Here is a 26,369-nt window from a genome sequence, read left to right as displayed (position 1 = left end):
GGGGGGGGTAGCAGGCGCGCTGCTGAATATGCTTGGCGGCTGCTTGGGAAGGCCAACTGGGCCCTTTGTTTGCGCCTTCTAGCGGGATGGTATGATCCCCATCCATGGCCACGAATTAGAGTCGCCTGATGCCTATCTGAGACCCAGCGGCCAACCTAGGCCAAGCCCATCGTTGTCGCCAGAAACAGAAATCCCCACCAAGTCGTTGAGACTAAGCGGGGATTTGTGGTGCGCCGGACAGAATGAAGGCGATAACACTTATGAAATTGATTTATCTATGTTTTAATGAACTCCCCTCGTGTAGCCCTGCAGCTGATTGCAGTCATCACTGCCCGCAAGTGAAGTTATTCCCATGGATAGCCACTAATATCACCGCCTATCGGGGTCAGAGGCATACCCCACTCTCCACAGCTTCAAGCTAACCATCGGTTATCAATGCAAAGCACTATGCTTTTCAACGGTATCAACCTGGGGTGCACGTCAGAGTTGCCCGGCACCTTGGTCGATTTCATTCCTATTTCGTATAACTGACACATGACTGTCACGGAGGGGCTCTACCAAAATTTCGCACTTGGTGGTCACCCACTAGCGGACATCCGACAGGCGAGGGCTATATGATTGGAATGATGATCGTTCATCGGCGACTACGGTCGGGCGCGGCTATGATTGCCGCGCTGGTTGCCTCGGCACATCCTTTTGCCGCTTTGGCCCAATCGTCTGGGCAGTCTGGCAAGATCGCAGTTGTTGCAGCCGAAGATGGAGAAATTGTCGTCACCGGCTTTCGCGCCCAGAACCGGCTTGCCATCGATGCCAAGCGCCAATCGGAAATCATCGCCGACTTTCTGAAATCCGACGATATCGGCCAGCAGCCGGATTACAACATCGCCGACAGCTTCCGCCGCCTGCCCGGCGTGCAGACGGTGTTCGATGAAGATGAAGGCCGCTACATTGCCGTGCGCGGGCTCAACCCCAGCTACACGATCGGCAGCCTGGATGGCGGCACCATGGCGACCGCCGAACGCGGCAACCGCCAGCTCAATCTGGAGGCGATTCCGTCGACCGCGGTGTCCAGCCTGGAAGTGCTGAAATCGCGCACGCCGGATATCGAAGGCAATGCCATCGGCGGCTCGATCAACCTCGTCACCCGTTCGGCCTTCGACAAGCCGGGCCTGTTTCTGTTCGGCAGTGCGCTGCTGGGTATTTCGGATTCGCAAGCCGTGCCGGGCCGGGGCTTTGGCCGCAACAGCGACAACGGCCCGAATGTCCGCGCCGACCTGACGCTGAGCACGCGCTTTGGCCCTGACGACATGTTCGGCATCATGGTGTCGGGCAGCTTCAGCCGCAAGCGCCGCGATCAGGAACGCCTGTTGCCGCAATCCGTGCCGGTGACCACCACCGCCACGCCGGCACCGGCCGGAGCGGGCACCAATCTGTTGTGGTCGACCTATCCCAACTCAGTCGATCGCTATGGCGGCACCGTCAAGCTGGAAGCGCGCCCGGCCCCCGGCGTCGAGGCCTTTGTCGCCTACACCTATTTCGCGCAGGATGATCAGGAGCTGCGCCATTCGCTGCAACTGCTCAATACGTCGGGTGGCAGCTTCGTGCGCTTCAACGATTTCCCGATCCGCAAGCCGCTGCATTATGGCCAGGCCGGGTTGCGCTGGGATGGCGACAGCGGGCATCATCTGGCGCTGCGTGGGTCCTGGTCTGAAGCCACTTTCCTTGAGCCGTCGAACGAACTGGTGTTCAACCTGATCGCGCCGGCAGCGACCTTCGATCTGGCGCTCGATGGCGTCAATCCGGCATTGAGCAATGTCACGCCGCGCATAGCCAACCCGGCCGAGTATCGCTTCACCCAGTACCGGCCCTATGAGGATGATTCTACCGACACCGTGAAGGAAGCCCAGCTGGATTATGGCTGGAACAACCAGCGCGGCGATGACGGCATCGGCTTTGGCAGTGGTGCCAAATTCCGCCGCACCACGCGTGACAACGGGCGCACGCAGACCTTCTTCAACCCGGCCACCGGCGTCGATCTGCGCCTGACGCCGTTCGATCAGGGCGTGCAGTATCAACCGATCCTGGCCAATTTCAACCAGATCTTCATCGATTTCCAGAAGTTCCAGGATTTCTTCACTGCCAATCCCAACAGCTTCACCCGCGACGCGGTCAACACCGATCGCCAGTCGATCGGCGGCGACTGGCGCTTCCAGGAAGATGTCGGGGCTGGCTATGCCTTGCTGCGCCACCATGGCCCGCGCCACAATTTCATCGCCGGTGTGCGCTATGAAAACACCAGCGTCGCAACCAAAGGCATCCAGCGCCGCACCACGGCCGGGGTCGACCGCTTCACCCCGGTGGCGCGCGCCGACCGCTATGATGATTGGTTGCTGTCGGCCACCGGATATTATGATTTGGCCACCGGCGTGCGGCTGCGCGGCGCCTTCTTCCAGGCGGTGGGCCGCCCCAATCCCAACCAGGTGGCCGGCCAGGAACTGATCAACGCCGATGAATCAATCAGCCGGTCCAATCCCGATCTGGCACCGCGCCGCGCCGACAGTATCGAAGCCGCGCTGGAATATTATCTGCCCGAAGATCTGGGCATATTGTCGGTCGGCAGCTTCAAGAAATGGGTCCGCGGCGAAATCTACACCTTCTCGGCCAACGAAGTGGTCGACGGCGTCAACCGGGTGGTCAACCAGCCGCGCAACGCCGAAGGCGCCACCATCGCCGGCCTCGAAGCCAATGTCGTGTTGAACCGACTGGCGTTCCTGCCGGGGCCGCTGGCGGATTTCGGGATTTCCGGCAACATCACCGTGCTGGAAGGCCGCATCACCGTCACGAACGGCACCGTACGCCGTGCGCTCGATGAATTGCCCGGCCAGGCCAGCTTCCTGGCCAATGCCGCAGTCTTTTATGAAAGCGGCGGTGTGCGCGCCCGCCTCACCTATTCGCATGTCGGCCGCTTCCGCAGCACGGTCAACGCAGCCACCCCGGCGTCCGACCAGACGACGGCGCCTTACAATCAGCTGGATTTCCAGGCACGCCTGAAGCTTGGCCGCCAGGTGGAAATCATCGCCGAAGCGCGCAACCTCACCAACGCTGCCCGCCTGGTGCTGACCGGCCCCAACCAGGATATCGCCCGCGACATCAACCGCTTTGGCCGGCAATTCTGGCTGGGTGCTGCGTTTACGATGTAAGGAAGCTCATGCTGATTGCTCTCGCCTTTGCCCTGCAAGCTGCGGTCGGCGTTCCCGAAACGATCCAGCCGACCGGGCCGGTGGGGGCAGAGGCCTGTGTCGCCAGCGTGGAGCCGTGCCAGATCGCGCCGGGCACGCGCTACCGGATGATTCGCAAGGCCGGGGACAAGCCGCTGGTGGTGCATGTCGCCGAGATCGATCTCGCCACGCCGGGGCTGGCCGTGCGCACCACGCCGCCGGATCGCAGCGGGGGCCTTGAATATCGCGCGCAAACCACCAGCTACTATCTAGCGCACAGCGGGGCCGTGCTGGCGGTGAACGCCAGCTATTTCCTGCCGTTCGTCGGCGGTAGCCGCGGCGGCAATGACTTCGTGCCGGTGGCCGGCGGTGCCGCAGCGGCATCGGGCGCGGTGCTGTCCGGCGGCGCGCTGGCCTCACCGGCCGACGACATCGACGCCCGGGTTGATGGCATGGCCTGTTTCGGCGCCAGCCGCGCACAAATCGTGCCGGGCCAAAGCTGCCCGGATGGCTTTGCCGAAGGCGTCGCCGCCGGCCCGCGCTTGATCGCCGCCGGAACGGTGCTGCCGCGCCCGCGCCTCGGCCCCGATGGCCCGTTCCGCGGTGCGACACGGCCGGCTGAAGCCCCTCCCGCGATTGCCCCTCCGCCTGGAGCAGCAGCAGGGGGCGGCGGCCCGCGCACCGCATTGGGCATCGATGCCACCGGCACCAAGCTGTGGATCGTCGTGGCCGACGGCCGCCAGCCGGACTGGAGCATGGGCCTTGGCCACGAAGCGCTGATCGATCTGTTCCGCAATCTCGGCGCCAGTGACGCCATCAGCCTAGATGGCGGCGGCTCGGCCACCATGGCGGCACGTGGTCCGGCCGGGCCGCTGCTGCTCAGCCGGCCGATCCACACCGGCGTGCCGGGGCGCGAACGCCCGGTGGCCAATCATGTCGGCGTGTTCGTGGATGGCATTAGCGGCCGCCCGGACGGCGTGATGCCGGCGCTGGCCAAGCGTCCGGTTGCCCAATTGAAAGCCAGCCTTGAACGCATCTACACCGCGCAAGAAGCCCGCCAGGGCGTTGCCGCCGATGCCATGCATTTCTATGCCATCGTCAACACCGTGATCGGCAAATATGCCCGTGACACCGGCAAACTGGTGACGCGCTGGGCGGGGCCGCGTGGTGGCTTCATCCGCCATCTCAACAGCTGCACCATCGTCCGCGCCGATCTCGTCTGCGCCCACAGCAACCACCCCGAAGTACCGCACGCATCGTCGGTAGAGATCTGGGACAGCGCAACGCTCGCCCACAAGGCCAGCATCAGCTTGGGCAACCGCGACGAAGGCTCGCTCACCATCGTCGAGCCGATAGCCGATGGCTGGTTGCTGGGCTTTGCGCATTATTCCGATGAAACCGGCGTGCCGTTCAAGGGCCATGATTTCTCGCAACTGATCGCCGTCGATGCCGAATGGCGGCGGCGCGAGGCCTGGGTGATTCCGCCATCGATCCGCGCGCGCATGGCACCGCAAGCCGCGTCCGGCGGCGCCATCGGCCCGGATGGCCTGCTCTATCTTTTCGGCCACACGCTGCCGGAGCTTTACGTGCTGGCGCGGCCCGCATCGGGGGCGGAACTGGTGCATGTCGCCACCATCGCGCTCGATGCGGCGGGCCAAGCCTTCGCCTTTGATCCCAGCCATGCAAAGCGCATCTTCGCCATTGATCGCCCGACCGGCACGGTGCGCATTTTCACCCTGCCAGACACTGGCCCGCTGCCTGCCGATACGCGCCGCTTTTCTCGGCCCCGCTGATCTATTTTCTTGTGGGAAATGCCAAGAACCCTTTCCGATTGAGATCCGTATACATCGATAATTATAATGGCGCGCCCGGCAGGACTCGAACCTGCAACCCCGAGAGTAGAAATCACGTGCTCTATCCAGTTGAGCTACGGGCGCGTGGCGCTGCAAATGCAGCGGAAATCCGGGAAAATCCAGCGTTACTCGTCCGCCAGATCAAGATAGGGGGCGACGTCGTTATCGGTGGCGATCCACAGGCTGGCCTGCACGTCGTCGCTCTGGGCGGCAGCGATGGCCAGTGCTTCATCAAGCGGGCCATAAAACAGGGTTTCAGCCACCGGATCGCCGTCATCAAGCCGATAGAGTCGCACCGTCGCCGTGGCGAAGGTCGAACGCATCAGCGGAAATTGTCGGCGTAGGCCTGGATCTTCAGCCGGCGCGGACCCAGCGGCAGGATCTCCACCTCAAGCCCGTTGGCCGTGGCATAGGCCATTGCCGCCTCTTGGCTGGCAAAGCGCAGTTGCACCTGACCGGCGGTGAAGCCGCTGCCGGTCCAGCCGGTCAGCGGATCAGCGCGCATGCGATCATCGCGTTCGAATTCCAGCAGCCATTCACCGGTATGGGCACGGCCGGACTGGGTGGCAGGCTTAGGGCGCTGATAGAGGCGAGCGTGCATGCCCCCCCCTTGCCGCGAGCAGCAGCCGCAGGCAAGAGGGAAGAATGATCATGCTGACTGGAACCTTCAGATTGCCCGCCGATGGCCTAGCCCGCGCCCTGCCTGCCATGTCTGCGATGGTGGCCGCCAGCCGCGCCGAGCCAGGCTGCATCGCCTACGCCTATGCGCAGGACCTGCTTGATCCAACGCTGATCCATGTTGTCGAACGCTAGCGCGACCGCGCGGCGCTGACAGCGCATTTCGCGACGCCGCACCTGGCGCAATGGCGGGCGCAGTTTGTGGTACTCGGCATCACGGAACGGAACGTGGGCCTGGTGGAAGGCGAGGCCGAATCGACCTGAGGTCAGTAGGCGCGGGCGATCGCGAACTCGACCGTTTCGGTGAGCGCGTCGCGCGCCGGGCCCTTGGCAAAACTGCCCAGCACATCGATGGCGCGCTGGCCATAATGGCGGGCGCGGGCCATGGTATCGGCCACGGCGTTGGTGGTGCGCAGCAATTCGCCGGCGCGGGCCAGTTCCGCATCACCATTGGCTCTACCGGTCATTGCACGGCGCCAGAATTCGCGATCATCCTCGTTGCCGCGGGCGTAGGCCAGGATCACCGGCAGGGTGATCTTGCCATCGCGGAAATCATCGCCGGCATTCTTGCCCATGGTTTCGGCGTCCGACACATAATCGATGGCGTCGTCCACCAGCTGGAAGGCGATGCCGAGATAGCGGCCATAGCTGGCCAGTGCCTCCTCGCCCTTTTCATCACGCTCGGCAACCACGCCGGCAATCTGACAGGCGGCGGCGAACAACGCGGCCGTCTTGGCACTGATGATGTCGAGGTAACGATCTTCGGTGGTGGTCACATCGCGCGCGGCGGTGAGCTGGGCCACCTCGCCTTCCGCAATCACGGCTGATGCACGCGAAAGGATCTTGAGCACCCTGAGCGACCCATCTTCGACCATGAGTTCAAACGCGCGGCTGAACAGGAAATCGCCCACCAGCACGCTGGCCGGATTGCCATAGAGCGAATTGGCCGTGACCTTGCCGCGCCGAAGCCCTGACGCATCAACCACATCATCATGCAGCAACGTTGCGGTGTGGATGAACTCGACAGCGGCCGCCAGCTTGTAATGGCGGGTGCCTTCATAACCCAGCAGGCTGGCGCAGCCCAGGGTGAGCATCGGCCGCAGCCGCTTGCCCCCGCCGGCAATCAGGTGGCCGGCCAGTTCCGGAATCAGCGCCACTGGCGATTGCATGCGATCGAGGATCACATGATTTACCGCTTTGAGACCCGGCGCGGTCAGGTTCATCAACGCCTGGATCGACGGCTCGCGGCGGAGGGTATGGACGGTAGCTGTCACGACGTTTTTCTTAACGCAAGTAACGGCTCGTGCAAGCGCGGCCTTGCTCCCCGCGCTGCTGTGCCGCAAAAGGACAATGTGGCCATTACGGGCCAGATGGGGGACACAGCGTGAGCGATCCGGTGTTGCAGGCTTATCGTGAAAGCATCGACAATATCGATGCCGCCCTGGTGTTCATGCTGGCCGAACGCTTCAAGATCACCCAGTCAGTAGGTCGCTACAAGGCGGAAACCGGCTTGCCGCCCGCCGATCCCGGCCGCGAGACCGAGCAGATTGCCCGCCTGCGTGCGCTCGCCGCCAGCGCCAATCTGGATCCAGAGTTTTCCGAGAAATTCCTGCGCTTCGTCATCGACGAGGTGATCCGCCACCATCAGGCGGCGCGGGCCTGACGCCGGCTCAGGCGACAAGCGGCAGGGTGAGCGTCATTAACAGACCGCCCAGATCCTCCGAACTGTCGAGCGCAACGCTGCCGCCATAAAGTTCGGCGACATCCTTGACGATGGCAAGGCCCAAGCCGGTGCCCGGCTTGTCGGTGTCCAGCCGCTCGCCGCGCTCGAACAGCCGGCTGCGCTGGTCGGGTGCGATGCCCTTGCCGTCATCTTCCACCAGCACCCGCACCTGATCGGCGTCGGCCTCCACGGTGATGAACACCCGGCCGCCGCCATGCAGGGCGGCATTGTCGATCAGATTGCCCAGCATTTCCTCAAGATCCTGCTGTTCACCGCGAAAGGATGCCTCGCGGTCGCCGGCCAGATCGATCAGCACCTTGCCCTGGTGGATGCGCCCCACGGTGCGCGCGATGGCTTCCAGCGACGGCCACACGGGCGTGCGGGCGGTGGAGGCCGCCCGGCGGCCAGCGGCGCGGGCGCGGGCCAGCTGATGATCAACATGGCGGCGCATCACCTGCACCTGGGCTTCGATGGTGCGGGCCAGCGGATCGTCGCGGCCACGCGCTTCGCCGATCAGCACGCTCATGGGCGTTTTCAGCGCATGGGCAAGATTGCCGGCATGGCGGCGCGCCGCTTCCGACTGGGCTTCGCCATGCGCCAGCAACTCGTTGATTTCCGCCACCAGCGGTTCCACCTCCACCGGGAATTGCGCTTCAACCCGCCGCGCCTCGCCGGAACGGATGGCGGCAATCGCCTTTGACACCCGCCGGAGCGGCGCCAGGCCATAGATGGATTGGATGCCGACCATGACGATCAGGCCGATGCCCAGCACCCCCAAGCTCCAGCCGACAACGGTGCGGGTGCGCGCCTTCTGCCGATCAAGATCGCGGCTGGACTGGGCCACTTGGAACAGAAAGGGTTGCGCGGCGCCGGGCAGACGCACGCTGCGCGCAATTACCCGCAGCGTCTCGCTGGGGAACTGCGTGCTTTCAAACTTGCAGGGCGTGCGGCAATCCTGATTGCCCGGCGGCAGCGCCAGCTGGCGATCCCACAGGCTGCGCGATGGAAACGGCGCATGGCCGCCGCCCGATACCTGCCAGTAGAGCCCGGAATAAGGCTCCGCAAACCGCTGATCGCCCAGCGGACGCAGCAGGCGCACATCGCCCACTTCGTCCAGCTCGGCCGCATTGATCATCGCATTGAGGTTATTGGCCAGCTGCTCGTCGAAGCTGGCGGTGAGCGTCTCATCCAGCACCTGCACCAGTGCCAGGCCGCCCACACCCAACAACATGGTGATCCACACCGCAGCGATCAGCACCATGCGCCGCTGCAACGAGCGGCGCGTGCTTACCGCTGCCGGCTCAGAGCTGATCGTTGAGACTGTAGCCAAGGCCGCGCGTGGTCATGATCAGATCGGCACCCAATTTCTTGCGGATGCGGGTGATGAACACTTCGATAATATTGGAATCGCGATCGAAATCCTGGTCATAGATATGTTCGATCAGTTCGGTGCGGCTCACCACCTTGCCCTTGTGGTGCATCAGGTAGGACAGCAGCTTGAACTCCTGCGCGGTCAACTTCACCGGTTCGCCGTTCAGCGTCACCCGACCCGAGCGGCCATCCAGGCGCACGCCGCCGGCGGTCAATTCCGACGTCGCCTGCCCTGCCGCCCGCCGAATGATGGCCCGCAGCCGGGCGACCAGTTCCTCGATCTGGAAGGGCTTGGCCAGATAGTCATCGGCGCCGGCATCCAGCCCGGCCACCTTGTCTGACCAGCTGTCGCGCGCGGTCAGCACCAGAACGGGCATCACCCGGCCTTCGCGGCGCCAGCGGTCAAGCACAGTCAACCCGTCAAGGCCCGGCAGGCCGAGATCGAGGATCACCGCGTCATAGGCTTCGTTGGCGCCCAAATAATGGCCCTCTTCGCCATCACCGGCGGCGTCCACGGCATAGCCTGCCTGTTCCAGCGCATTCTTCAGCTGGCGACGCAGATTGGGTTCGTCTTCGACGATCAGTATTCGCATTGGCCCCTGTCCACGAAAATGCTTGGCACGATCAAACCGGCTCCTGTCCGGTTGGCGGCGCTGCCCGCGCCTCCCTGGCGGTTCTCAAAAACTCTGCCGGCGCCGAACGGGGGCGCCAGTACGGGCATCCACATCAACATTGATCAGATTGCCATCCTTCAAGAACCGAAACCGGTACGTGCGGCTGGACTGATCAAACTGCACGCCAACATAATCACCCCGGTTTTCCTGCATCACACGGTGCTGGATCGCTTCCAGCGGCATGATCTCCCCAGCCCGCACCATGTTGTGCACGTCATTGGGGCCAGCGAAGGCCGGTGCCGCAGTCAACAGGGCCAAGCCTGACAAGAAGAACAAGAGGTTACGCACACGCATGATCCCGTTTATCAACCGCGCTGAACAGGCTTCAGCGCCGGTTCCGACAACACCCATCTGCCCGCTGCCGATTGAACCCGCCCTGAACATGAACAGGATTTTGGCCGACCGCATCTGGTGATCTAGTGCCGCATCGCCGCCATCAGTGCAACCGCTGCCTATTGCCAGCCGCAGCGGGACAGGCCACTGCCTCCCCCATGTCCCCTCCCCGGCCCGAACCCATTTTCACTCTTGAATCGATCGGACTGAAGAACGGCGCCGGTTGGCTGTTCCAGGGCCTGTCGCTCACCCTTGATGCACGCGACCGTGTCGCCCTGATCGGCCGCAACGGCGCCGGCAAATCCACGCTGCTGAAGATCATCGACGGCAGTATCGAGCCTGATCAGGGCCGGCGCGCCCTCGCCGGCCGCCTGAAGATCGGCCGGCTGGAACAGGATCCGCCGATGGGCGACTTCGAAGCTCTGGAAGACTATGTGTTGGCCGGCGGCGCGCAGCCGCACGAAGTGGCGGCGCTGGCCGATCAGATCGGGCTCGATCTCGCCCGCCCCGCTGCTACGGCATCGGGCGGCGAACGTCGCCGCGCCGCGCTGGTGCGTGTGCTGGCCGAAGCGCCCGACCTGCTGCTGCTGGATGAGCCAACCAACCATCTGGATATCGGCGCCATCGAATGGCTCGAGAACTGGCTTGATCGCAGCCGTTGCGCACTGGTCGTCATCAGCCATGATCGCGCCTTCCTCACCCGGTTGACGAAGAATTGCCTGTGGCTTGATCGCGGCATGCTGCGCCGCGCCGAAGTGGGTTTTGGTGGGTTCGATGCCTGGTCCGAAGCGGTGGCCGCCGAGGAAGAGCGCACCGCCCAGCGGCTCGACACGAAATTGCGCGCCGAAGAACATTGGCTGCAGCGCGGCGTGACCGCCCGGCGCAAGCGCAACATGGGCCGGCTTTCCAAGCTGATGGACCTGCGCGAAACCCGCCGCAGCCTGGATCGTGGGCCGACATCAGCGCGGATCGCCACCGAATCCAGCGATCCCGGCTCAAAGATCCTGATCGACGCCAAGGGCATATCGCTGGCGTTCGGTGATCGCGCCATCCTCAATGATTTCTCCTTGCGCATCCGCAAGGGTGATCGCATCGGCATCGTCGGCCCCAATGGTGCCGGCAAATCGACACTGATCAAGCTGCTGCTCGGGCAGATCGCACCCGACAGCGGCACCATAACCCGCAGCGCCGCGCTGGCTCCCACCATCATCGATCAGCATCGCAAGCGGTTGAAAGGCCGCACCGTGCGCGAAGTGCTGGCCGATGGCGGCGAGTGGATCGAGGTGAACGGTTCCAAAAAGCATATCGCCGGCTATCTGAAGGAATATCTGTTCGATCCCGGCGTGATTGATGCGGCGGCCGAAACCCTGTCAGGCGGCGAACAGTCCCGCCTTTTGCTGGCACGCGAGTTCGCCACGCCATCGAACCTGATGGTGCTGGATGAGCCGACCAACGATCTCGACATGGAAACGCTCGATCTGATCGAGGAGGTGATCGGCGATTATGCCGGCACCGTGGTGCTGGTCAGCCACGATCGCGCTTTCCTTGATCGGGTGGTGACCATGATTGTTGCGCTCGATGGCACCGGCAAGGTCGAAGTGAGCGTGGGCGGCTGGAGCGACTGGGTGGCACGTCAGGCACCGACAGCGGCAGCAACCAAGGGCGGCCGGATCAGCGCCGCAACCCCAGCCAGCGCGCCCCGCAAGGCCGGCAAGCTCAGTTACAAGGATGCCCGCGAACTGGCCGAACTGCCTGCCCGCATCGCTGCGTTGGGCAAGGATATCGCCGCTCACGAGACGGCGCTGGCCGATCCCGATCTCTACGCGAAGAACCCGCCGCGTTTTGCCGCGCTCACCACCGAACTGGATTCCTTACGCGAAACACTGGAAGCCGCGGAACTGCGCTGGCTGGAATTGGCGCAGATGGAAGAGCAACTGGCAGGCTGAAGCGGCAGCCGGCCAGCAAGCTCCATCTCAGGCGACTTCAACGCCCGGCGGCACGTCCGGCTCGATATGGCTGGGCAGCACAACCCGCAGGGGGGGCCGGGGCCACACGGCGGGTATCGTGCGCGCGCACGAACTGCTCCATCACCGGCGCAACCACCTCGCGCCACTTGCGGCCGTTGAAGATGCCATAATGGCCGGCGCCAACAGCCATGTGATATTGCTTCTTGGCGTCGGGCAGGTTCACCGCCAGATCCAGCGCCGCCCGCGTCTGGCCGATGCCCGAGATATCGTCGCGCTCGCCTTCGATGGCCAGCAGCGCCGTGTGGGTGATCTTGGCCGGATCGGCAATGCGGCCTCGATGTTCGAACTGGCCCGTGGCCAGTGCCTGGCGCTGGAATACCAGATCGATAGTCTGCAGGTAGAATTCCGCGGTCATGTCGCAGACGGCACGATATTCGTCATAGAAAGCCTTGGTGGAATCCGCTGACTCCTCGTCGCCATCCACCAGATGCTTGAACATTTCCCAGTGCGATTTCATGTGGTTGGCGAGGTTCATGGACATGAAACCCGACAATTGCAGATAGCCGGGATACACCTTGCGGCCCGCACCCGGATAGATTGGCGGCACATCCTGGATCACCGTGTGTTCAAACCACGCGTAGGGCCGTTTGAAGGCCAGATCATTCACCGATGTCGGCGCCTTGCGCGTGTCCACAGGCCCGCCCATCATCGTCAGGCTCGGCGGGGTGCAGGGATGATCATCCTCGTTCATCAACGCCACAGCGGCCAGCGCCGGCACCGACGGCTGGCACACCGCCAGCATGTGCGTATCCTGGCCCAGTGCTTCGAGGAACTCGATCAGATAATCGACATAGTCGTTGAGGTCGAAGCGGCCTTCACTGGTCGGCACCAGGCGGGCGTCGCGCCAATCGGTGATGTATACCTCGTGATCGGGCAGCAACCGCTCCACCGTGCCGCGCAGCAGCGTGGCATAATGGCCCGACATTGGCGCCACAATCAGGATGCGCGGATCACGCCTTCCGGTCACGTCGCGCTGAAAATACTTGAGCTGGCCAAAGGGCTTCCTCAACACCACGGTTTCACTCACCGACACCGATACGCCATCAACGATGGTGGTATGCAGATCAAATGCCGGCTTGCCGCGCACTTCCACGGTGTGGGCAAACACTTCCAGAGCCCGCGCCATCGATGGCGCCGTGCGCGACCAGGCCACCGGGTTGGCAAAGCTGAGCAACCAATCGGAACTGGATTGGGCCGCCAAGCCCACCCCTGCCAACCAGGCTTTCTGCATCTCAAAGGCAGTGTACAGCATCAAACATCCTTCCGGCGCGGCTGCGCATTCAATGCACTGCCATATCGCACATGCAGCATAAACCGGAAATGAGCGTCGCGGTGAATTATTATGCTGCAGTGCAACATTATTGTAACGGCCGCAGCCCCCGGAACTGTCGCAGGTGCTGGCAAGTGCTTGCCATTGAGTGCGGCTCAAGGCCCTGCTATCAGCCCGCATGGCTTCCAGACCGCCCAAACCGCCACTGCCCCCGCCCGCCGAGCGCAAGCTTTCCCGCCTCGCCTTGCTGTGGCGGTTTGCCCGCGCCTATCCGCTGCAGCTATCGGCAGCGCTCGCCGCGCTGTGCGTCGCCGCGCTGACCACGCTGGCCATCCCCCAGGGGCTGAAAACCGTGGTGGACAATGGCTTCGCCCGCGGCAGTGATCCCACCGATATCGCGCCCTTCTTCGTGGGCTTCCTCGGGCTCGTCCTGCTGCTCGGGCTGGCCACGGCCGTGCGTTTCTTCTTCGTCTCGTGGATCGGCGAGCGCGTGGTGGCCGATCTGCGCACCGCCGTGCAGCGCCACCTCGTCACCCTTGATCCGGTGTTCTTCGAAGAAAACCGCCCAGCCGAAATCGCCAGCCGCATCACGTCTGACACCGCGATCATCGAACAGGTGGTCGGCACCTCGGCCAGCCTGGCGCTGCGCAACACGGTGATGGGCATCGGCGGCATTGGTTATATGTTCTGGGTCAGCCCGCGCCTCACCTTGATGATGCTGCTGGTGATCCCGCTCACCATCGTTCCGATCTTCGTGCTCGGCCGCAAGGTGCGCGAAATCAGCCGCACCAGCCAGGATCGGGTCGCCGATATGGGCACTATGGTTTCCGAAGTGCTGGGCGCCATCCGTATCGTGCAGGCCTTCACCCAGGAAGGCCGCGAAGCGAAGCGCTTCGGCGCCGCGGTGGAAAGCAGCTTCGATACCGCCAAGCGCCGCATCCGCCTGCGTGCGGTGATGACGGCGCTGGTAATCACCCTCGTGTTCGGCGCCATCACGCTGGTGCTGTGGCAAGGCGCGCTCGACGTGATTTCGGGCCGGCTTTCGGGCGGCGCCATCGCCGCCTTCGTGTTCGCTGCCGCCATCGTTGCCGGCGCGTTCGGCACACTCACCGAGGTGTATGGCGATTTCATGCGCGCGGCCGGCGCATCCGGCCGCATGGAGGAACTGCTCGCCGCGCGGCCGCTGGTCCGCGCCCCGGCCGATCCGGTCGCCCTGCCCGCATCGCGGGGCGAACTGGAACTGGTGGATGTGCATTTCCATTATCCGTCCAAACCCGATGCCCCGGCGCTGAATGGCTTCACCCTTAAGGTGGCGCCGGGCGAAACGGTGGCCGTCGTCGGACCGTCGGGCGCAGGCAAATCCACCCTGTTTCAGCTGGTGCAGCGTTTCTATGATCCGGAAGCCGGCGAGTTGCGGATCGACGGCGTTGCCTATCGCGACGCTGATCCGCACCAGATCCGCGAACGCATCGCCGTGGTCCCCCAGGAGACGGTGATCTTTGCCACCAGCGCACTGGAAAATATCCGCTATGGCCGCCCGGAGGCGACCGAAGCCGAAGTGTGGGCCGCGGCCGAAGCCGCCCATGCCGATGGCTTCCTGAAAGACCTGCCCGAAGGCATCCACAGCTTCCTGGGCGAAAGCGGTACCAGGCTTTCCGGCGGCCAGCGCCAGCGCGTGGCGATCGCGCGCGCCATCTTGCGCAACGCGCCAATCCTGCTGCTCGATGAAGCCACCAGCGCGCTCGATGCCGAAAGCGAGCAGCTGGTCCAGGAAGCGCTCGACGGACTTATGAAGCAGCGAACTACGTTGGTGATTGCCCACCGTCTCGCCACCGTGCGCGATGCCGATCGCATCGTTGTGCTCGACAAGGGCAGGATCGTGGCCGAGGGCACGCACGACAGCCTGATGGCCGGCGGCGGGCTCTATGCCCGCCTTGCCCGGCTGCAGTTCGACCAGTTGGCGGCTTGAGGCGCGTTATTGGGCGGTAAAGCCGCCGTCCACCACCAGTTCGGCGCCGGTGATGAAACTGGCATCATCGCTGGCCAGGAAAGCGATGGCATCGGCAATCTCGCGCGGCACGCCAAAGCGGCCGATCGGATGGGCGTTCATCAGCGCCACGCGCATCTCGTTGCCATCTTCCCGATCGGCCAGCGCATTGCTCACCATCGGCGTGTCGATGAAGCCGGGATGCACGCTGTTCACCCTGATGCCCAGCGGCGCCCATTCCAACGCCGCCGCCTTGGTGAGCAACGTTACCCCACCCTTTGACGCACAATAGGCCGCGGCCCCGGCCATCCCGACCTTGCCAAGGATGGAACTGAGGTTGATCACGCTGCCACCGCCTGACGCGGCAATGCGCGGGCCGGCGTGGCGCAGGCCGAGGAACACGCCATCGAGATTGACGGCGAGGATCTGACGCCAGGCATCATAGCTGTGGTCCATCAGTTCGTAACGGCCGCCGGCCACACCGGCATTGTTGACCAGGATATCAAGCCGGCCGAAATCATGAACGGCATGCTCAACAGCGGCGGCCCAATCGGGATGGCTGGTCACGTCGTGCAGGCGGAATGCGGCCTGACCGCCAGCGGCCGTGATGCTGGCAGCAATATCCTCGCCGGCCAGATCACGATCGGTCAACAATACCGCCGCGCCATCCTTGGCCAGCCGCCGCGCGGTTGCCGCGCCCAATCCCGAAGCCGCACCTGTAACCAGAGCCACCTTGCCTGAAAGTCGTGCCATGTCGTGATCCTCTCCTGATTGCGAAGAGGCTAGGCTGGTTCAGGGGGCAGCGATACTGGGGGGATTGCGGGGTGTGGAATGTCTCGTTTGTCGAGGCGCCGGGCGGTCTGAGGCGGTAGCCCATTGGGCGCGGCCAGCGGCGGAGCCACGCCGTCAGACAGGCAAGAAAAGGGCGGCCTGTTGAGGCCGCCCTTTTCTACCTGCTGGCCGATCTTTCCGGAGCTGGGGAATAACGCTCAGCGTTATCCACGCGCCCCGCTGCGATCAGTTCGCGTAAGCCTCGTTCCCGACAAAGCCCATTTTCTCTATGCGAGCCTGCTGGGCCGCAGCCATCACTTGGTCGACGATGACATACTTGGCTTCCGCTTCCGGTCGCATGCGCAGCTCCGGCTGTTCCGGCAACGCCGAGGCCTGCTTCAGGTACCCCTTCAGCGTTGGCAGATCGACTTCGGTCTTGTTCCAGTAGATGTTGCCGAGAAAATCGATATCGATCTGGTTGAACACCGGATCAACATTGCTCGGGTTCGGATTCGGCGGCGGCAGATCCAGCTTCACAGCGTGGGTCTGCACCGGGATGGTGATGATGAACATGATGAGCAGAACGAGCATGACGTCGATCAACGGCGTCGTATTCATTTCCACCATCGGGTTGTCGTCACTACCCTCTTTACCAACTGACATGGCCATCGGCCAAACTCCCGTTATAGGATGCGGCCGGTTCGTTCTCCTGCGGGGAAAAACCGGCCGCCATCATTGCCTGATCAATCGCGCGAGACGAAGCCCGGGATGGGCTCGGAAATGAACCCAACCTTCAGGAACCCAGCCCGCTGCATGGTGAATACAACCCCACCAATACAACGATAGGCCACGTCCTTGTCGCCACGGATATGCACTTCCGGCAGCTCGATCTTGCCGCCCAGGGCTTCCTGGCGCTTGATCTCATCCTTCAGTGCCTTCACGCCGCGGTCGAGCAGTTCCTGCTTTGTGTCGACCCGGGTCTGAGCCCAGTAAGTGTCGCAATTCCCATCCACCGAGATCAGCACGTTTTCCGGCTTGGTGGTGGTGGGGAGGTTGGTCACCGTCGGCAGCGTGAGCGGCACGGTCTGGATGACAACAGGCACCGTGATCAGGAAGATGATGAGCAGCACCAACATGACGTCGACGAGCGGCGTCGTGTTGATTTCGTTCATCGGCGCATTTTCGTCCGACGTGTCCTTACCGATACTCATTGCCATCGGTCAATCTCCCTGTGCGGCGATGAAACCGATCACTTCTTGGCGGCAGGAACAGAAGCGGCCGGGGCAGCAGCAACTGGACGCTGGATGCGGGCGCCGGATACCAGAGCACCATGCACATCAGACGAGAAGTTGTTCAGGCGGGTGGCAATGTCCTTGTTGCGGCTGATCAGCCAGTTGTAGCCAAGCACGGCGGGCACGGCCACGGCCAGACCCAGCGCGGTCATAATCAGTGCTTCGCCGACCGGACCAGCAACCTTGTCGATCGACGCCTGGCCAGCGAGGCCGATGTTGATCAAAGCACGATAGATGCCGACGACGGTGCCGAACAGGCCGACGAACGGCGATGTCGAACCGACCGAGGCGAGGAACGAGAAACCGGTGGTCAGCTTGCCGTTGATCAGGCCGACCGAGCGGTTCAGAGCCATCGTCACCCACTCGTGCTGATCGATCTTGTCAGTAAGGCGGCCTTCGTGGTGATCCGAGGCGCGCAGGCCGTCATCGACGATCTGACGGAACGGCGAGTTCTTTTCCAGCTTCGCGGCACCGGTCTTCAGGTCGCTGGCGTTCCAGAATTTGTTTTCCAGTTCAGCGGCTTCCGCCAAAACTTTCCTCTGATCCAGATACTTGGTGATGATGATGAACCAGCTGTACAGCGACATGAATACTAGGAGGCCGAACACGGCCCAGGCGATGATGCCCCCCTGCTCCAGAGCGGCCATCAGGCCATAGGGGTTTTCTGCGGCTTCGGTCTGCATTGTCTTTTTCCCTCGGTGATCGTTGCGGGACCCCGGCACCAAGGCCAGACCCAGATTGATGAGTTGATCAGTTGGTCAGGCGCCAGCGCACCGGCTGGGTCTTGCGTTCCGGCACCGGCTGCCCGTCACGGGTCGCCGGATTGAACCGGTAGCGGCGCTGGATGATGGAGCAGGTCGCATCATCAAGTCGCTTGAAGCCGCTAGACTGCACGACCTCGCACTGGGTTACGCGGCCATCCGTGCCCACCACGTAGGACACACGGGTCGAGCCTTCTTCCTCGGCAGCGCGAGAAGCGCTGGGATAATCATCATCCGAGAACACGTTGTTGCGGCCGCGCGGCGTTGCCGGCGACGGTGCCACAGCCGGCGGGGCCGGCGGGGCTGGCGCCGGGGGAGCCACGACGGGCGGGTCCGGCCGAGCCACGGTCGACTGCGTGGTGATCGAGTTCGTGGGCGCATCCGACGCGACCGAGACTTCGGGCGGCGGCACGTACGGCGGGATCTCGATTTCCTTTGGCGGCGGCGGCGGCGGTTCGTCCGGCGGCGGTGCCTCTTCCTTCACGTTCACCGCTTCGAGTGGCTCAACGATCTTCTTCACCACCGAAATGGCGAAACCGGACACGATGGCATAGCCGAGCAGGACGTGCAGAATGGCGACCGAGACCAGCGCGATCTGCCGATTCTTGCTCATCGCAGGTGCGTCCATGTAAGACATGGCTGGTTTGGCACTCCCTAAAATCTGTGGAACGCCGCGAGCAGAGGACCCCCCTCAAACCCTGCGCCGAACCCTATGAGTGCTCCTCTAGCCGCAAGCCGCTTGGCGCCGCAACCGGCTTTTTGCCACAATCCCGCCGAATTCGGTTTTGATACGTTGTTTCACCACCTCAGAATCCGGGTTTGTTCCCTGCCATTTTGCTGGGGATTGCCGTGTGACCCTACAGCGGGTTGCCGGCACGGGCCCCTCGCCCGTACGATAATGGCCATGACGCGTTCGATTCTGACCATCTGCCTGATTCTGGTAGTTATTGCGCCGGCTGCTGCACAGGCACCGGCTCCAACAACGATCCCGAACGACCGCCTTACAGGCTTTGCCGATACCGCCGAACTGGCCCTGGCTGCCCCGGTGATCGTGCGCGCCACCATCACCCGCGCCACCCGACTTTCTAGCAAGGCTGCACCTGATGTCGCGGCCGGCCGGGCACGGCTGTTGGTGACCGCCAGCGTGTCCAATGTGCTGGTTGCTCCTGGCGCTTTGGGCGGCACCTTGCAATATCTGTGGGATGCACCACTGGATTCGCGCGGGCGGGCACCTCAGGCCAAGGGACTGGATATATTGGCCTTTCTTGATTCGACGAAAGAAACCGGTAGCACCAGGCTGATCTCGCGCCGCGCCCAGCAGCCATGGGATTCGGCGCTGGCTGACACGGTGCGCGCCGTCGTGGCCGAGCAGCGATCCGGCAAGGTGCCGATTATCCGCAGCGTTTCCAATGGCTTTCGCGCCGATGGCACGGTGCCGGGTGAAAGCGAGAGCCAGTTCTTCCTTGCCACGACCGATGGCAAGCCCGCGGCTCTGGTGGTGCAGAAACGGCCCGGCGAGGTGCAGCGGGTGCTGGTGGCGCGCGGCGACATCATCGACGAATCAGCTGAGCGGGTGCGGCCGGGCACCCTGCTCTGGTACCGCCTGGCCTGCTTCCTCCCCGCCCGCCTGCCCGCCTCAGCCGGCGGCGCTGATCCGGCGCTGGCCAAGGACTGGCGCGATGCGCTCACCAGCCTGGGCCCTTGCGGCAAGACCAACTAGTAGCTGGACAGCTCCACGCCGACAGCTTCGCAATCGGGATAGACGTCCGGCTTGCGCGTCGAAACGCGCAGGCCCACGACGCCGGCGCGTGCGGCCACCATATCGTAAATGGCGTGCGCCACGGTTTCCTGCAGGTTGAAGCGACGGCCCTCCACCAGGCCAAGCACGGCATTGCGCAGGAAGTCATAGTCCCAGGCTTCGGCCACCGTATCGCAGCGCGGGAAATGATCGGCATCCACCCACACTTCGATGTTCAGGCGCAGTGTTTGCGGGCTGCCAACCTCAAATGCGTGGAAGCCGATATCCACTGGCAGATCGAAATCCTGCAGAAACAGCTTGCGGGAGCGGATCGCCAGATGACGCGGCACCATGCCGGGCGCCATCGGTTCGATGAAGGTGGGCGGCGGCACGTTATCGGGCATCATTTTTCTACCATGTGGGCAACGTCGCGGGGCAGGCCAAGCAGGCGCTGCCCACCATCCAGGACGATGGTTTGCGCGTTGAAGGTGGGGGTGGCGATGATGAAGCGCAGCGCGGTGAGGATATCATCCACCGTAACGCCGCGGCCCAGCGGGTTGAGCCCGTGCACGGCTTCGAAATTCTCGCGCGCCTGTGGCCCCGATACCAGCGTCACCGCTGGCGCGATGCCCACACAGCGCAAGCGCGGCGCATAGGAGCGCGCGGTCAGCTCGGTCAGCCCCTCGAATCCGATCTTGGACAATGTGTAGGTGAAGTAATCCGGGTTGAGGCTGGCCAGCTTGGCATCGAGCAGGTTGACCACCAGTGCCGGATCATCGAGCGTATCGGGCAATGCGGCGGCAAAGGCGCGGCTGAGCAGCGCCGGCGCGCGCAGGTTCACCGCCATGTGGATGTCGAATTCGGCGGGGCTGAAATCCGCGATCCGGTCATAAACGAAACGGCTGGCGCTGTTCACCAGCAGTCGGGCCGGCGGCAAGCCGGCGCAGGCCGCCATGATGATGTCTGCCGCAGCCGGATTGGCCAGATCGGCCGCGACCACGCTGGCATTTCCCAGCTCCGTCGCCAGCGCCTCGGCTTCGGCGCGGCTCTGGTTGCAGTGGATCAGCACGTACCAGCCATCGGCGGCGAGTGCGCGCGTGATGGCGCCGCCAATGCGCTTGGCACCGCCGGTGATGATGGCAGTTCGTGTTGGCTGTGCCGTCATGGTGCGCGCCGCCTAAGCCTTTGCGGGCGGCTGCGCAACGTGCAGTTCAGCGCAGGGCCTTTGCCAGCACTTTGCCGTCGCCGTCGGTTGCCATCGCCGGCAGGCCGAGCAGGCGCAGCAGCAGCGGGTGGACATCGACATTGTCGAACGGCGGCATGACCACCCCGGCGCGGAAGGCCGGCCCGGCGGCGACGAAGCTGGCGGCCATATCGGGATGGGCTGGATCATAGCCGTGCATACCGCCCAGCGGCCGCTGCGTCTGGCTGGCCGGCGGCGCCGACAGCCAGATCATCCAGCCGACTTCGGCAATGCAGATGATCGCCGGTACCCGGCGGTGGCGGCCATAATGCAGACGGGCGGGCAGATTGGCCTTTTCGTGGCAGGCCATGTGCGGGTGCGGCCGCAGCAGGGCGGCCTTCACGGCCACCTCTTGCCCCGGCTGCGGGTTCAGGCTGGCGATGGCGCCGCCGACCACGAGTTGCACCGAGGCCGGATCGAGCAGCGTATCCAGCAGGATACGGCGATCATTGCTCACCTGAGCCATGCCATGATCGGCCACCAGCACGATGTTGGCTTCGATCCCGCGCTGCTGCAGGCCAGCCAGCAGCCGGCCGATCTGGGCATCAACCCGGGCCAGTGCCGTGTTCACCTGCGGCGAATCCGGACCAAATTCATGGCCATCGTGATCAACAGTGTCGAAATAGAGCGTGGCAAAGCCGAGGCTTGGCCGTTCTTGGGGCCGTTCATCCAGCCAGGCCAGCAGCTGATCGACTCGCGCCGCTTCCGGCATGTCGCCATCGAACTTCAGCCAGCGGCACGGGCGCACGCCGCGCACCGCCGCTTCGCTGCCCGGCCAGAACATGGTGGCGGTGGGGATGCCGGCCTGTTCAGCGGTCACCCAGATCGGTTCGGCATCGTTCCACCAGCGGCCATCCTCCACCGCGCTGCGGATCCCCATCGAAAAGGCGCCAAGCTCGGCGTCCCGCATCGTGTTGTTGACGACGCCGTGGCGATCCGGCCGCAGGCCTGTCACTAGCGTATAGTGATTGGGGAAGGTGAGCGACGGGAAGCTTGGTCGCATCGCGTTGGTAGTGACACCGCGCGCAGCCAGCGCCGTGATGTTGGGGCTCACCCCGCGGCGCAGATAATCGGCGCGCAGGCCATCAACGGAGATGAGGATGACCGGGTGCGCGAGCCGTCTCACGGCGGCGGCGGTTGCCGGCGGCGGGGTGTTCGACGCGCAGGCAGACAGAGCAAGGGCCAGGAGGCCGGCGAAGAGGCGTAGAATCGGCATGAGCTGATCGATAGCAGCCTTGTGGGCATTTGCCATGACAGGCCCGCCGCGGCTATCGGCTGCACAGCATGACCGATACGCCCGACCGTTTTTCCGAGGAAGCGCAGACCTACACGGTGCGCGGTACGGAGGCGCCTGATCTTGATCTGGGTGTCGCCACCATAAGGCGCGTGGTGAAGACCCTGCCACTGAAGCCCGGCGTCTATCGCATGCTCGATGCCAGTGGCGACGTGCTCTATATTGGCAAGGCGCGCACGCTGAAGCAGCGGGTGACCAACTATACCCAGGTCACCCGCCTGCCCCGCCGCTTGCAGCGCATGGTGGCGCAGACCCGCGCCATGGAGATCGTGACCACCAACAGCGAGGCCGAAGCGCTGTTGCTGGAAGCCCAGCTGATCAAGCGCTATCGCCCGGCGTACAACGTGCTGCTGCGCGACGACAAGAGTTTCCCCTTCATCCTGCTGCGCGAAGATCATGATTTCCCTCGCATTTCCAAGCATCGCGGCGCGCGGGCGGCCAAGGGCAGCTATTATGGCCCGTTCGCCAGCGCCGGCGCGGTGAATGCCACGCTGAACGCGCTGCAGAAGGTGTTCCTGCTCAGGAGCTGTACGGACAGCTTCTTCACCAATCGTTCGCGGCCCTGCCTGCTCTACCAGATCAAGCGCTGCTCGGCGCCGTGTGTGGGCCGCATCGATGACGTCGGCTACGCAGAACTGGTGGAGGACGCCAAGGGCTTCCTGTCGGGCCGCACGCAAGAGGCTCAGAAGAAGCTGGCCGAGGCGATGCAATCGGCGGCGGAAGCCATGGACTTCGAGACAGCGGCGGTGCTGCGTGACCGGCTGAAGGCGCTGACCTTCATTCAGGGCAGCCAGGCCATCAATGCCGAAGGCGCCACCAGCGAAGCCGACGTGATCGCCATGGCCACCGATGGCGGCGCCATGTGCGTGCAGATCTTCTTCATCCGCGGCGGCCAGAACTGGGGCCACCGCAGCTTCTTCCCCGGCCACACCGAAGGCGTGGATGAGGCCGAAGTGCTCCAGAGCTTCCTCGCCCAGTTGTACGAGGAGCTGCCGCCGCCGCGCGAGCTGTTGCTCGATCGGACTTTGCCGGAAGCGGAACTGCTGGCGCTGGCGCTCAGCGTGAAGGCCGGGCGCAAGGTCAGCCTGCGCCACGCCCAGCGCGGGCCGGCAAAGAGGCTGGTGGAACAGGCGCAGCGCAATGCCGAGGAAGCCATCCAGCGCCGCCGCGCCGAAACGACGACGCAGGGCAAGCTGCTGCGAGAACTGGCGGAGATCTTCGAACTCGATGCCCCGCCGGCGCGAATCGAAATTTACGACAACAGCCATATCCAGGGCACGAATGCGCTGGGCGCCATGGTCGTCGCCGGACCGGACGGTTTCCAGAAGAGCCAGTATCGCAAGTTCAACATGAAGGATGAAAGCATCACGCCCGGCGACGATTTCGCCATGATGAAGGCGATGCTGCACCGGCGCTTTGCCCGACTGGAAGCCGAAGACCCTGACCGCGAGAGCGGCACATGGCCCGATCTGTGCCTGATCGATGGCGGCAAGGGCCAGGTTTCGGCGGTGATGAGCGCATTGGCTGAGCTGGGCGTGGATGTGCCGATCGTCGGCGTCGCCAAGGGGCCGGACCGCAACGCTGGCCGCGAGACCTTCTATCTGCCGTCGGGCCGCGAGTTCACGCTGCCGCCAAATGCCCCGGTGATGTTCTTCCTGCAGCGCCTGCGCGACGAGGCGCACAGATTTGCCATCGGCGCACACCGGGCGAAGCGCGCCAAATCCGTCACGCAAAGCCCACTGGACGAAGTGCCCGGCATCGGCCCGGCCCGCAAGAAGGCGCTGCTGATGCACTTCGGCACCAGCCGCGCCGTGAAGGGCGCCACGCTGGAGGATCTGGAACGCGCGCCCGGCATTTCCAGCCACATGGCACTGGCGATCTGGCAGCACTTCCACCCGAACGGTTAGCGGCGTAGGCTGCGTCCATGTGCCTGATCCTCTTCACCGCGCCCACGCCCGATGGTTACAAGGTTTCCATCGCGCTGGAGGAGATGGGCCTGGGCTATACCGTGCAGCCGCTCGATCTGACCAAGGGGGAGCAGAAGCGGGCGGAGTTCCTGAAATTGAACCCCAACGGCAAGGTCCCGTGCCTGATCGACGATGACTTTGCCGTGATGGAATCGGGCGCCATTCTGCTCTGGCTGGCGGAAAAATCCGGGCAATTGCTACCCAGCCACCGCCAAGGCCGTTCGGAAGCTTTGCAATGGCTGATGCTGCAGGTGGGCGGACTGGGGCCGATGATGGGCCAGGCCAATCTCTTCGGCCATTATTGGCCGGAAAAACTGCCGGCGGTGCAGGCGCGTTACCTGGGCGAGGTGAAGCGGCTGTTCACCATCCTCGATGCCAGGCTTTCGGATCGCGACTATCTGGCCGGGGACTACAGCATCGCCGACATCGCGCATTTCTGCTGGGTGCGCACCGCGGGTTGGACCGGGGTGGACCTGGCGCCCTTACCGCACCTGTCCCGCTGGGTCGACGCCATCGCCGCCCGCCCCGCCGTACAGCGCGGGCTGAAGGTACCGGAAGTCTCGCCGGTGCAGGACGGCGGCGACAACACCGCCTTCATCGCACGGACGAAGAAATTGCTCGGGCTGGGGGCCAGGGAAGCTTAACCCGAAAAGCCGATCAGCATCGCCCCGGCACACACCACAAGCGCGCCGGCCCAGCGCCTGGGCGTTACCCTTTCCTTCAACAACAGCGCCGCCAGTGCTGCGCCGAAGAGCACACTGGTTTCGCGCAGCGCCGTGATCGGGCCGATGGGCGCGCGCAGTTGGGCCCACAGCACCAGCATGAAGCCCGCGCTGGAAAGACCGCCGGCGAACACCCCCTGCCGCCAGCGTCCGGCTGCGGCCGCTGCAAAGCCCGCCGGGCCGCGCCGGGCGATGACAAACAGGCTGATCGGCAGGAAGGTGAATACCGCGCCCCAGCCCTTGTAACTGAACACGTCGCCATTTACCCGCACGCCCATCGCATCAACCAAAGAATAGCCGGCAATCATGGCTCCGGTGAGCAGTGCCCAGGCTGTCGCCGCCAACGGCGCGTGACGGTTCACGCCGACCAGCATCACACCGATGCTGATGGCTGCGACCCCCAGCCCCTGCCACACGCCCGGCATTTCAGCGGCGAAGATCACAGCCCCCAGCGTCACCAGCGCCGGAGCGATCCCGCGGGCAATCGTATAAACATGGCTCATGTCGCCGTCGGCATAACCCTTGGTGAGCGCCGTCCAATAGACGAGGTAAATGGCGCTGGAAGCGAGAATGAACGGCCATGCCCCGGCCACCGGAGCGCCGAACAGGGCGATCAGCACACAGCCGAACAGCGAGCCGCCCAGACCCAGAACTGCCAAGTCCACCAGCCGATCCCCGGCGCTGCCCTTCAGGAACAGATTCCACCCGGCGTGGATCAGCGCCGACAGCAAGGTGGCGGCAAGGGCCGATGCGGGAATCAAAGGCCGTGGAAAGCGGCCCAGTCGCTCATCGGTGCGCGGCTCGGGCGGGAGAGATTGGCCTTGTCATCCGGATCGATGAAACCGATCGCCATGCCGGTGAACAACATGCGTTCTTCCGGAATGCCGATGAACTCCCCGATGGTTTTCGGATAGATCGCCCAGCATTCCTGCGGGCAGCTATCCAGCCCTTCTTCCTTCAGCAGCAGCATCAGCGACTGCAGATACATGCCAAGGTCGCTCCACTGCGGCGGCCCCATGCGGCGATCGACCGAGCAGAACAAGGCAACCGGCGCACCAAAGAACTGAAAATTGCGCGCAAACCACATGCGGCGCCCGGCCTTGTCCTCACGTGGGATGCCGAGCCGGCTGTAGAGCTCCTCGCCCACGGCAAACCGGTAAGAGTTGTGCGGTTCGGGCAGTTCCTTGGGATAGATGTCATACTCGGTCGGCTCCATTTGGCCGCCGCCCATCAGCTTGCCCAGCATGATACGTTTCAGTTCATCCAGTTTTTCGCCGCCCACCACATCGATGTGCCAGGGCTGCAGATTGCCACCCGAAGGCGCCCACGCCGCCTTTTCCACCACGCGGCGGATCACGTCACCATCGACTGGCGTCGGCAAAAAGCCCCGCACCGAACGGCGCGACAGCACGGCATCAGAAACCTTCATGAGCAAGCCTTTCGGTAA

The 26,369-nt window shown here is 64.0% G+C and carries 27 protein-coding genes and 1 tRNA gene; 10 read left to right on the top strand and 18 right to left on the bottom strand.

Translation table 11 applies throughout. From position 1 onward, the window contains the following. The first annotated feature begins 662 nt into the window (after positions 1-662). Both Q7O19_RS06835 and Q7O19_RS06830 read left to right on the top strand, forming a co-directional pair. Positions 663-3,200 carry a TonB-dependent receptor gene (locus Q7O19_RS06835; protein ID WP_303809451.1) on the top strand — a complete coding sequence of 846 codons (2,538 nt, stop codon included), beginning with the start codon at positions 663-665 and terminating at the stop codon, positions 3,198-3,200. A gap of 8 nt (positions 3,201-3,208) precedes the next feature. Then, positions 3,209-5,011 carry a phosphodiester glycosidase family protein gene (locus tag Q7O19_RS06830; RefSeq protein WP_303809449.1) on the top strand — a complete coding sequence of 601 codons (1,803 nt, stop codon included), beginning with the start codon at positions 3,209-3,211 and terminating at the stop codon, positions 5,009-5,011. A 67-nt stretch (positions 5,012-5,078) separates the two neighbouring features. On the opposite strand, the gene Q7O19_RS06825 is transcribed toward Q7O19_RS06830, so the two are convergent. The 3 genes from Q7O19_RS06825 to Q7O19_RS06815 form a co-directional block, all read right to left on the bottom strand. Continuing rightward, positions 5,079-5,155 (bottom strand) — tRNA-Arg (locus Q7O19_RS06825). Between the two features lie 41 nt (positions 5,156-5,196). After that, positions 5,197-5,394, bottom strand: a complete 198-nt coding sequence (locus Q7O19_RS06820) for a hypothetical protein (RefSeq protein ID WP_303780464.1) — start codon at positions 5,392-5,394, stop codon at positions 5,197-5,199. Further along, positions 5,394-5,672, bottom strand: a complete 279-nt coding sequence (locus Q7O19_RS06815; RefSeq protein WP_303809447.1) for an NADH dehydrogenase ubiquinone Fe-S protein 4 — start codon at positions 5,670-5,672, stop codon at positions 5,394-5,396. The genes Q7O19_RS06820 and Q7O19_RS06815 overlap by 1 nt, the downstream gene beginning before the upstream one ends. 50 nt (positions 5,673-5,722) lie before the next feature. Here Q7O19_RS06815 and Q7O19_RS13495 point away from each other — a divergent pair, with 50 nt between their 5' ends. Next, positions 5,723-5,884: a putative quinol monooxygenase gene (locus Q7O19_RS13495; protein ID WP_369692455.1), complete on the top strand. Its 162-nt coding sequence runs from the start codon at positions 5,723-5,725 to the stop codon at positions 5,882-5,884. Positions 5,885-6,015: 131 nt separating this feature from the next. Here Q7O19_RS13495 and Q7O19_RS06805 read toward each other — a convergent pair whose 3' ends face one another. Beyond that, positions 6,016-7,023, bottom strand: a complete 1,008-nt coding sequence (locus Q7O19_RS06805; RefSeq protein WP_303809446.1) for a polyprenyl synthetase family protein — start codon at positions 7,021-7,023, stop codon at positions 6,016-6,018. 110 nt (positions 7,024-7,133) lie between these two features. Between Q7O19_RS06805 and Q7O19_RS06800 the strand changes: the two genes are divergently transcribed. Continuing rightward, the gene (locus Q7O19_RS06800) at positions 7,134-7,412 is read left to right on the top strand and encodes a chorismate mutase (RefSeq protein ID WP_022678682.1); all 279 of its coding nucleotides are present in this window, start codon (positions 7,134-7,136) and stop codon (positions 7,410-7,412) included. Positions 7,413-7,419: 7 nt separating this feature from the next. Here the strand turns inward: Q7O19_RS06800 and Q7O19_RS06795 are convergent, their stop codons facing one another. From Q7O19_RS06795 to Q7O19_RS06785, 3 genes are all read right to left on the bottom strand, one after another. Continuing rightward, positions 7,420-8,733, bottom strand: coding sequence for a sensor histidine kinase (locus Q7O19_RS06795; protein WP_303809445.1), 1,314 nt, complete (start codon positions 8,731-8,733; stop codon positions 7,420-7,422). A gap of 40 nt (positions 8,734-8,773) precedes the next feature. Continuing rightward, on the bottom strand, positions 8,774-9,436 hold the full coding sequence (locus Q7O19_RS06790; protein ID WP_273462024.1) for a response regulator transcription factor: 663 nt from the start codon (positions 9,434-9,436) through the stop codon (positions 8,774-8,776). 84 nt (positions 9,437-9,520) lie between these two features. Beyond that, positions 9,521-9,811 (bottom strand): PepSY domain-containing protein, encoded by a 291-nt coding sequence (locus Q7O19_RS06785; RefSeq protein ID WP_303809443.1) that lies wholly within the window; start codon positions 9,809-9,811, stop codon positions 9,521-9,523. Between Q7O19_RS06785 and Q7O19_RS06780 the strand changes: the two genes are divergently transcribed. Next, positions 9,810-9,932 carry a hypothetical protein gene (locus tag Q7O19_RS06780; protein ID WP_303809441.1) on the top strand — a complete coding sequence of 41 codons (123 nt, stop codon included), beginning with the start codon at positions 9,810-9,812 and terminating at the stop codon, positions 9,930-9,932. The two genes, Q7O19_RS06785 and Q7O19_RS06780, sit on opposite strands and share 2 nt — an antisense overlap. Positions 9,933-10,008: 76 nt before the next feature. After that, entirely contained in the window at positions 10,009-11,796 is a 1,788-nt protein-coding gene (locus Q7O19_RS06775) for an ABC-F family ATP-binding cassette domain-containing protein (RefSeq protein WP_303809439.1), read from the top strand. 37 nt (positions 11,797-11,833) lie between these two features. On the opposite strand, the gene Q7O19_RS06770 is transcribed toward Q7O19_RS06775, so the two are convergent. Beyond that, positions 11,834-13,129: a polyhydroxyalkanoate depolymerase gene (locus Q7O19_RS06770; RefSeq protein WP_303809438.1), complete on the bottom strand. Its 1,296-nt coding sequence runs from the start codon at positions 13,127-13,129 to the stop codon at positions 11,834-11,836. A 196-nt stretch (positions 13,130-13,325) separates the two neighbouring features. Here Q7O19_RS06770 and Q7O19_RS06765 point away from each other — a divergent pair, with 196 nt between their 5' ends. Then, positions 13,326-15,116 (top strand): ABC transporter transmembrane domain-containing protein, encoded by a 1,791-nt coding sequence (locus tag Q7O19_RS06765; RefSeq protein WP_303809437.1) that lies wholly within the window; start codon positions 13,326-13,328, stop codon positions 15,114-15,116. Between the two features lie 6 nt (positions 15,117-15,122). On the opposite strand, the gene Q7O19_RS06760 is transcribed toward Q7O19_RS06765, so the two are convergent. The 5 genes from Q7O19_RS06760 to Q7O19_RS06740 all read right to left on the bottom strand — a co-directional run bounded on the left by Q7O19_RS06760 (position 15,123) and on the right by Q7O19_RS06740 (position 18,571). After that, positions 15,123-15,887: an SDR family NAD(P)-dependent oxidoreductase gene (locus Q7O19_RS06760; RefSeq protein ID WP_303809436.1), complete on the bottom strand. Its 765-nt coding sequence runs from the start codon at positions 15,885-15,887 to the stop codon at positions 15,123-15,125. Between the two features lie 264 nt (positions 15,888-16,151). Beyond that, positions 16,152-16,574 carry a biopolymer transporter ExbD gene (locus tag Q7O19_RS06755; RefSeq protein WP_303809435.1) on the bottom strand — a complete coding sequence of 141 codons (423 nt, stop codon included), beginning with the start codon at positions 16,572-16,574 and terminating at the stop codon, positions 16,152-16,154. Between the two features lie 74 nt (positions 16,575-16,648). Beyond that, on the bottom strand, positions 16,649-17,122 hold the full coding sequence (locus Q7O19_RS06750; protein WP_303809434.1) for a biopolymer transporter ExbD: 474 nt from the start codon (positions 17,120-17,122) through the stop codon (positions 16,649-16,651). A 32-nt stretch (positions 17,123-17,154) separates the two neighbouring features. Continuing rightward, positions 17,155-17,880 (bottom strand): MotA/TolQ/ExbB proton channel family protein, encoded by a 726-nt coding sequence (locus Q7O19_RS06745; protein WP_303809433.1) that lies wholly within the window; start codon positions 17,878-17,880, stop codon positions 17,155-17,157. A gap of 67 nt (positions 17,881-17,947) precedes the next feature. Next, entirely contained in the window at positions 17,948-18,571 is a 624-nt protein-coding gene (locus tag Q7O19_RS06740) for an energy transducer TonB (protein ID WP_303809432.1), read from the bottom strand. A gap of 291 nt (positions 18,572-18,862) precedes the next feature. Here Q7O19_RS06740 and Q7O19_RS06735 point away from each other — a divergent pair, with 291 nt between their 5' ends. After that, the gene (locus tag Q7O19_RS06735) at positions 18,863-19,678 is read left to right on the top strand and encodes a hypothetical protein (RefSeq protein WP_303809431.1); all 816 of its coding nucleotides are present in this window, start codon (positions 18,863-18,865) and stop codon (positions 19,676-19,678) included. On the opposite strand, the gene Q7O19_RS06730 is transcribed toward Q7O19_RS06735, so the two are convergent. From Q7O19_RS06730 to Q7O19_RS06720, 3 genes are read right to left on the bottom strand one after another with little or no spacing between them, the layout of a single operon-like run. Beyond that, entirely contained in the window at positions 19,675-20,103 is a 429-nt protein-coding gene (locus Q7O19_RS06730; protein ID WP_273434777.1) for a dihydroneopterin aldolase, read from the bottom strand. The two genes, Q7O19_RS06735 and Q7O19_RS06730, sit on opposite strands and share 4 nt — an antisense overlap. After that, positions 20,100-20,861, bottom strand: coding sequence for an SDR family oxidoreductase (locus Q7O19_RS06725; protein ID WP_303809430.1), 762 nt, complete (start codon positions 20,859-20,861; stop codon positions 20,100-20,102). Before Q7O19_RS06725 ends, Q7O19_RS06730 begins: the two co-directional genes overlap by 4 nt. 46 nt (positions 20,862-20,907) lie before the next feature. Further along, complete coding sequence (locus Q7O19_RS06720; protein ID WP_303809429.1) at positions 20,908-22,155, bottom strand: ectonucleotide pyrophosphatase/phosphodiesterase; 1,248 nt, start codon at positions 22,153-22,155, stop codon at positions 20,908-20,910. A 68-nt stretch (positions 22,156-22,223) separates the two neighbouring features. Here Q7O19_RS06720 and uvrC point away from each other — a divergent pair, with 68 nt between their 5' ends. After that, the gene (uvrC, locus tag Q7O19_RS06715) at positions 22,224-24,140 is read left to right on the top strand and encodes an excinuclease ABC subunit UvrC (protein WP_303809428.1); all 1,917 of its coding nucleotides are present in this window, start codon (positions 22,224-22,226) and stop codon (positions 24,138-24,140) included. 17 nt (positions 24,141-24,157) lie between these two features. Continuing rightward, positions 24,158-24,844, top strand: a complete 687-nt coding sequence (locus Q7O19_RS06710) for a glutathione S-transferase family protein (protein ID WP_303809427.1) — start codon at positions 24,158-24,160, stop codon at positions 24,842-24,844. On the opposite strand, the gene Q7O19_RS06705 is transcribed toward Q7O19_RS06710, so the two are convergent. After that, positions 24,841-25,683 carry an EamA family transporter gene (locus Q7O19_RS06705; protein WP_303809426.1) on the bottom strand — a complete coding sequence of 281 codons (843 nt, stop codon included), beginning with the start codon at positions 25,681-25,683 and terminating at the stop codon, positions 24,841-24,843. The genes Q7O19_RS06710 and Q7O19_RS06705 overlap by 4 nt on opposite strands. After that, complete coding sequence (locus tag Q7O19_RS06700) at positions 25,680-26,351, bottom strand: nitroreductase (RefSeq protein ID WP_273463104.1); 672 nt, start codon at positions 26,349-26,351, stop codon at positions 25,680-25,682. The genes Q7O19_RS06705 and Q7O19_RS06700 overlap by 4 nt, the downstream gene beginning before the upstream one ends. Positions 26,352-26,369 lie beyond the last annotated feature (18 nt).

The organism is Sandarakinorhabdus limnophila DSM 17366 (assembly GCF_945882885.1).
GTDB lineage: Bacteria > Pseudomonadota > Alphaproteobacteria > Sphingomonadales > Sphingomonadaceae > Sandarakinorhabdus > Sandarakinorhabdus limnophila_A.
The sequence above is the reverse complement of the archived record's forward strand: the minus strand, read 5'-3'. Positions and strand labels throughout refer to the sequence as shown.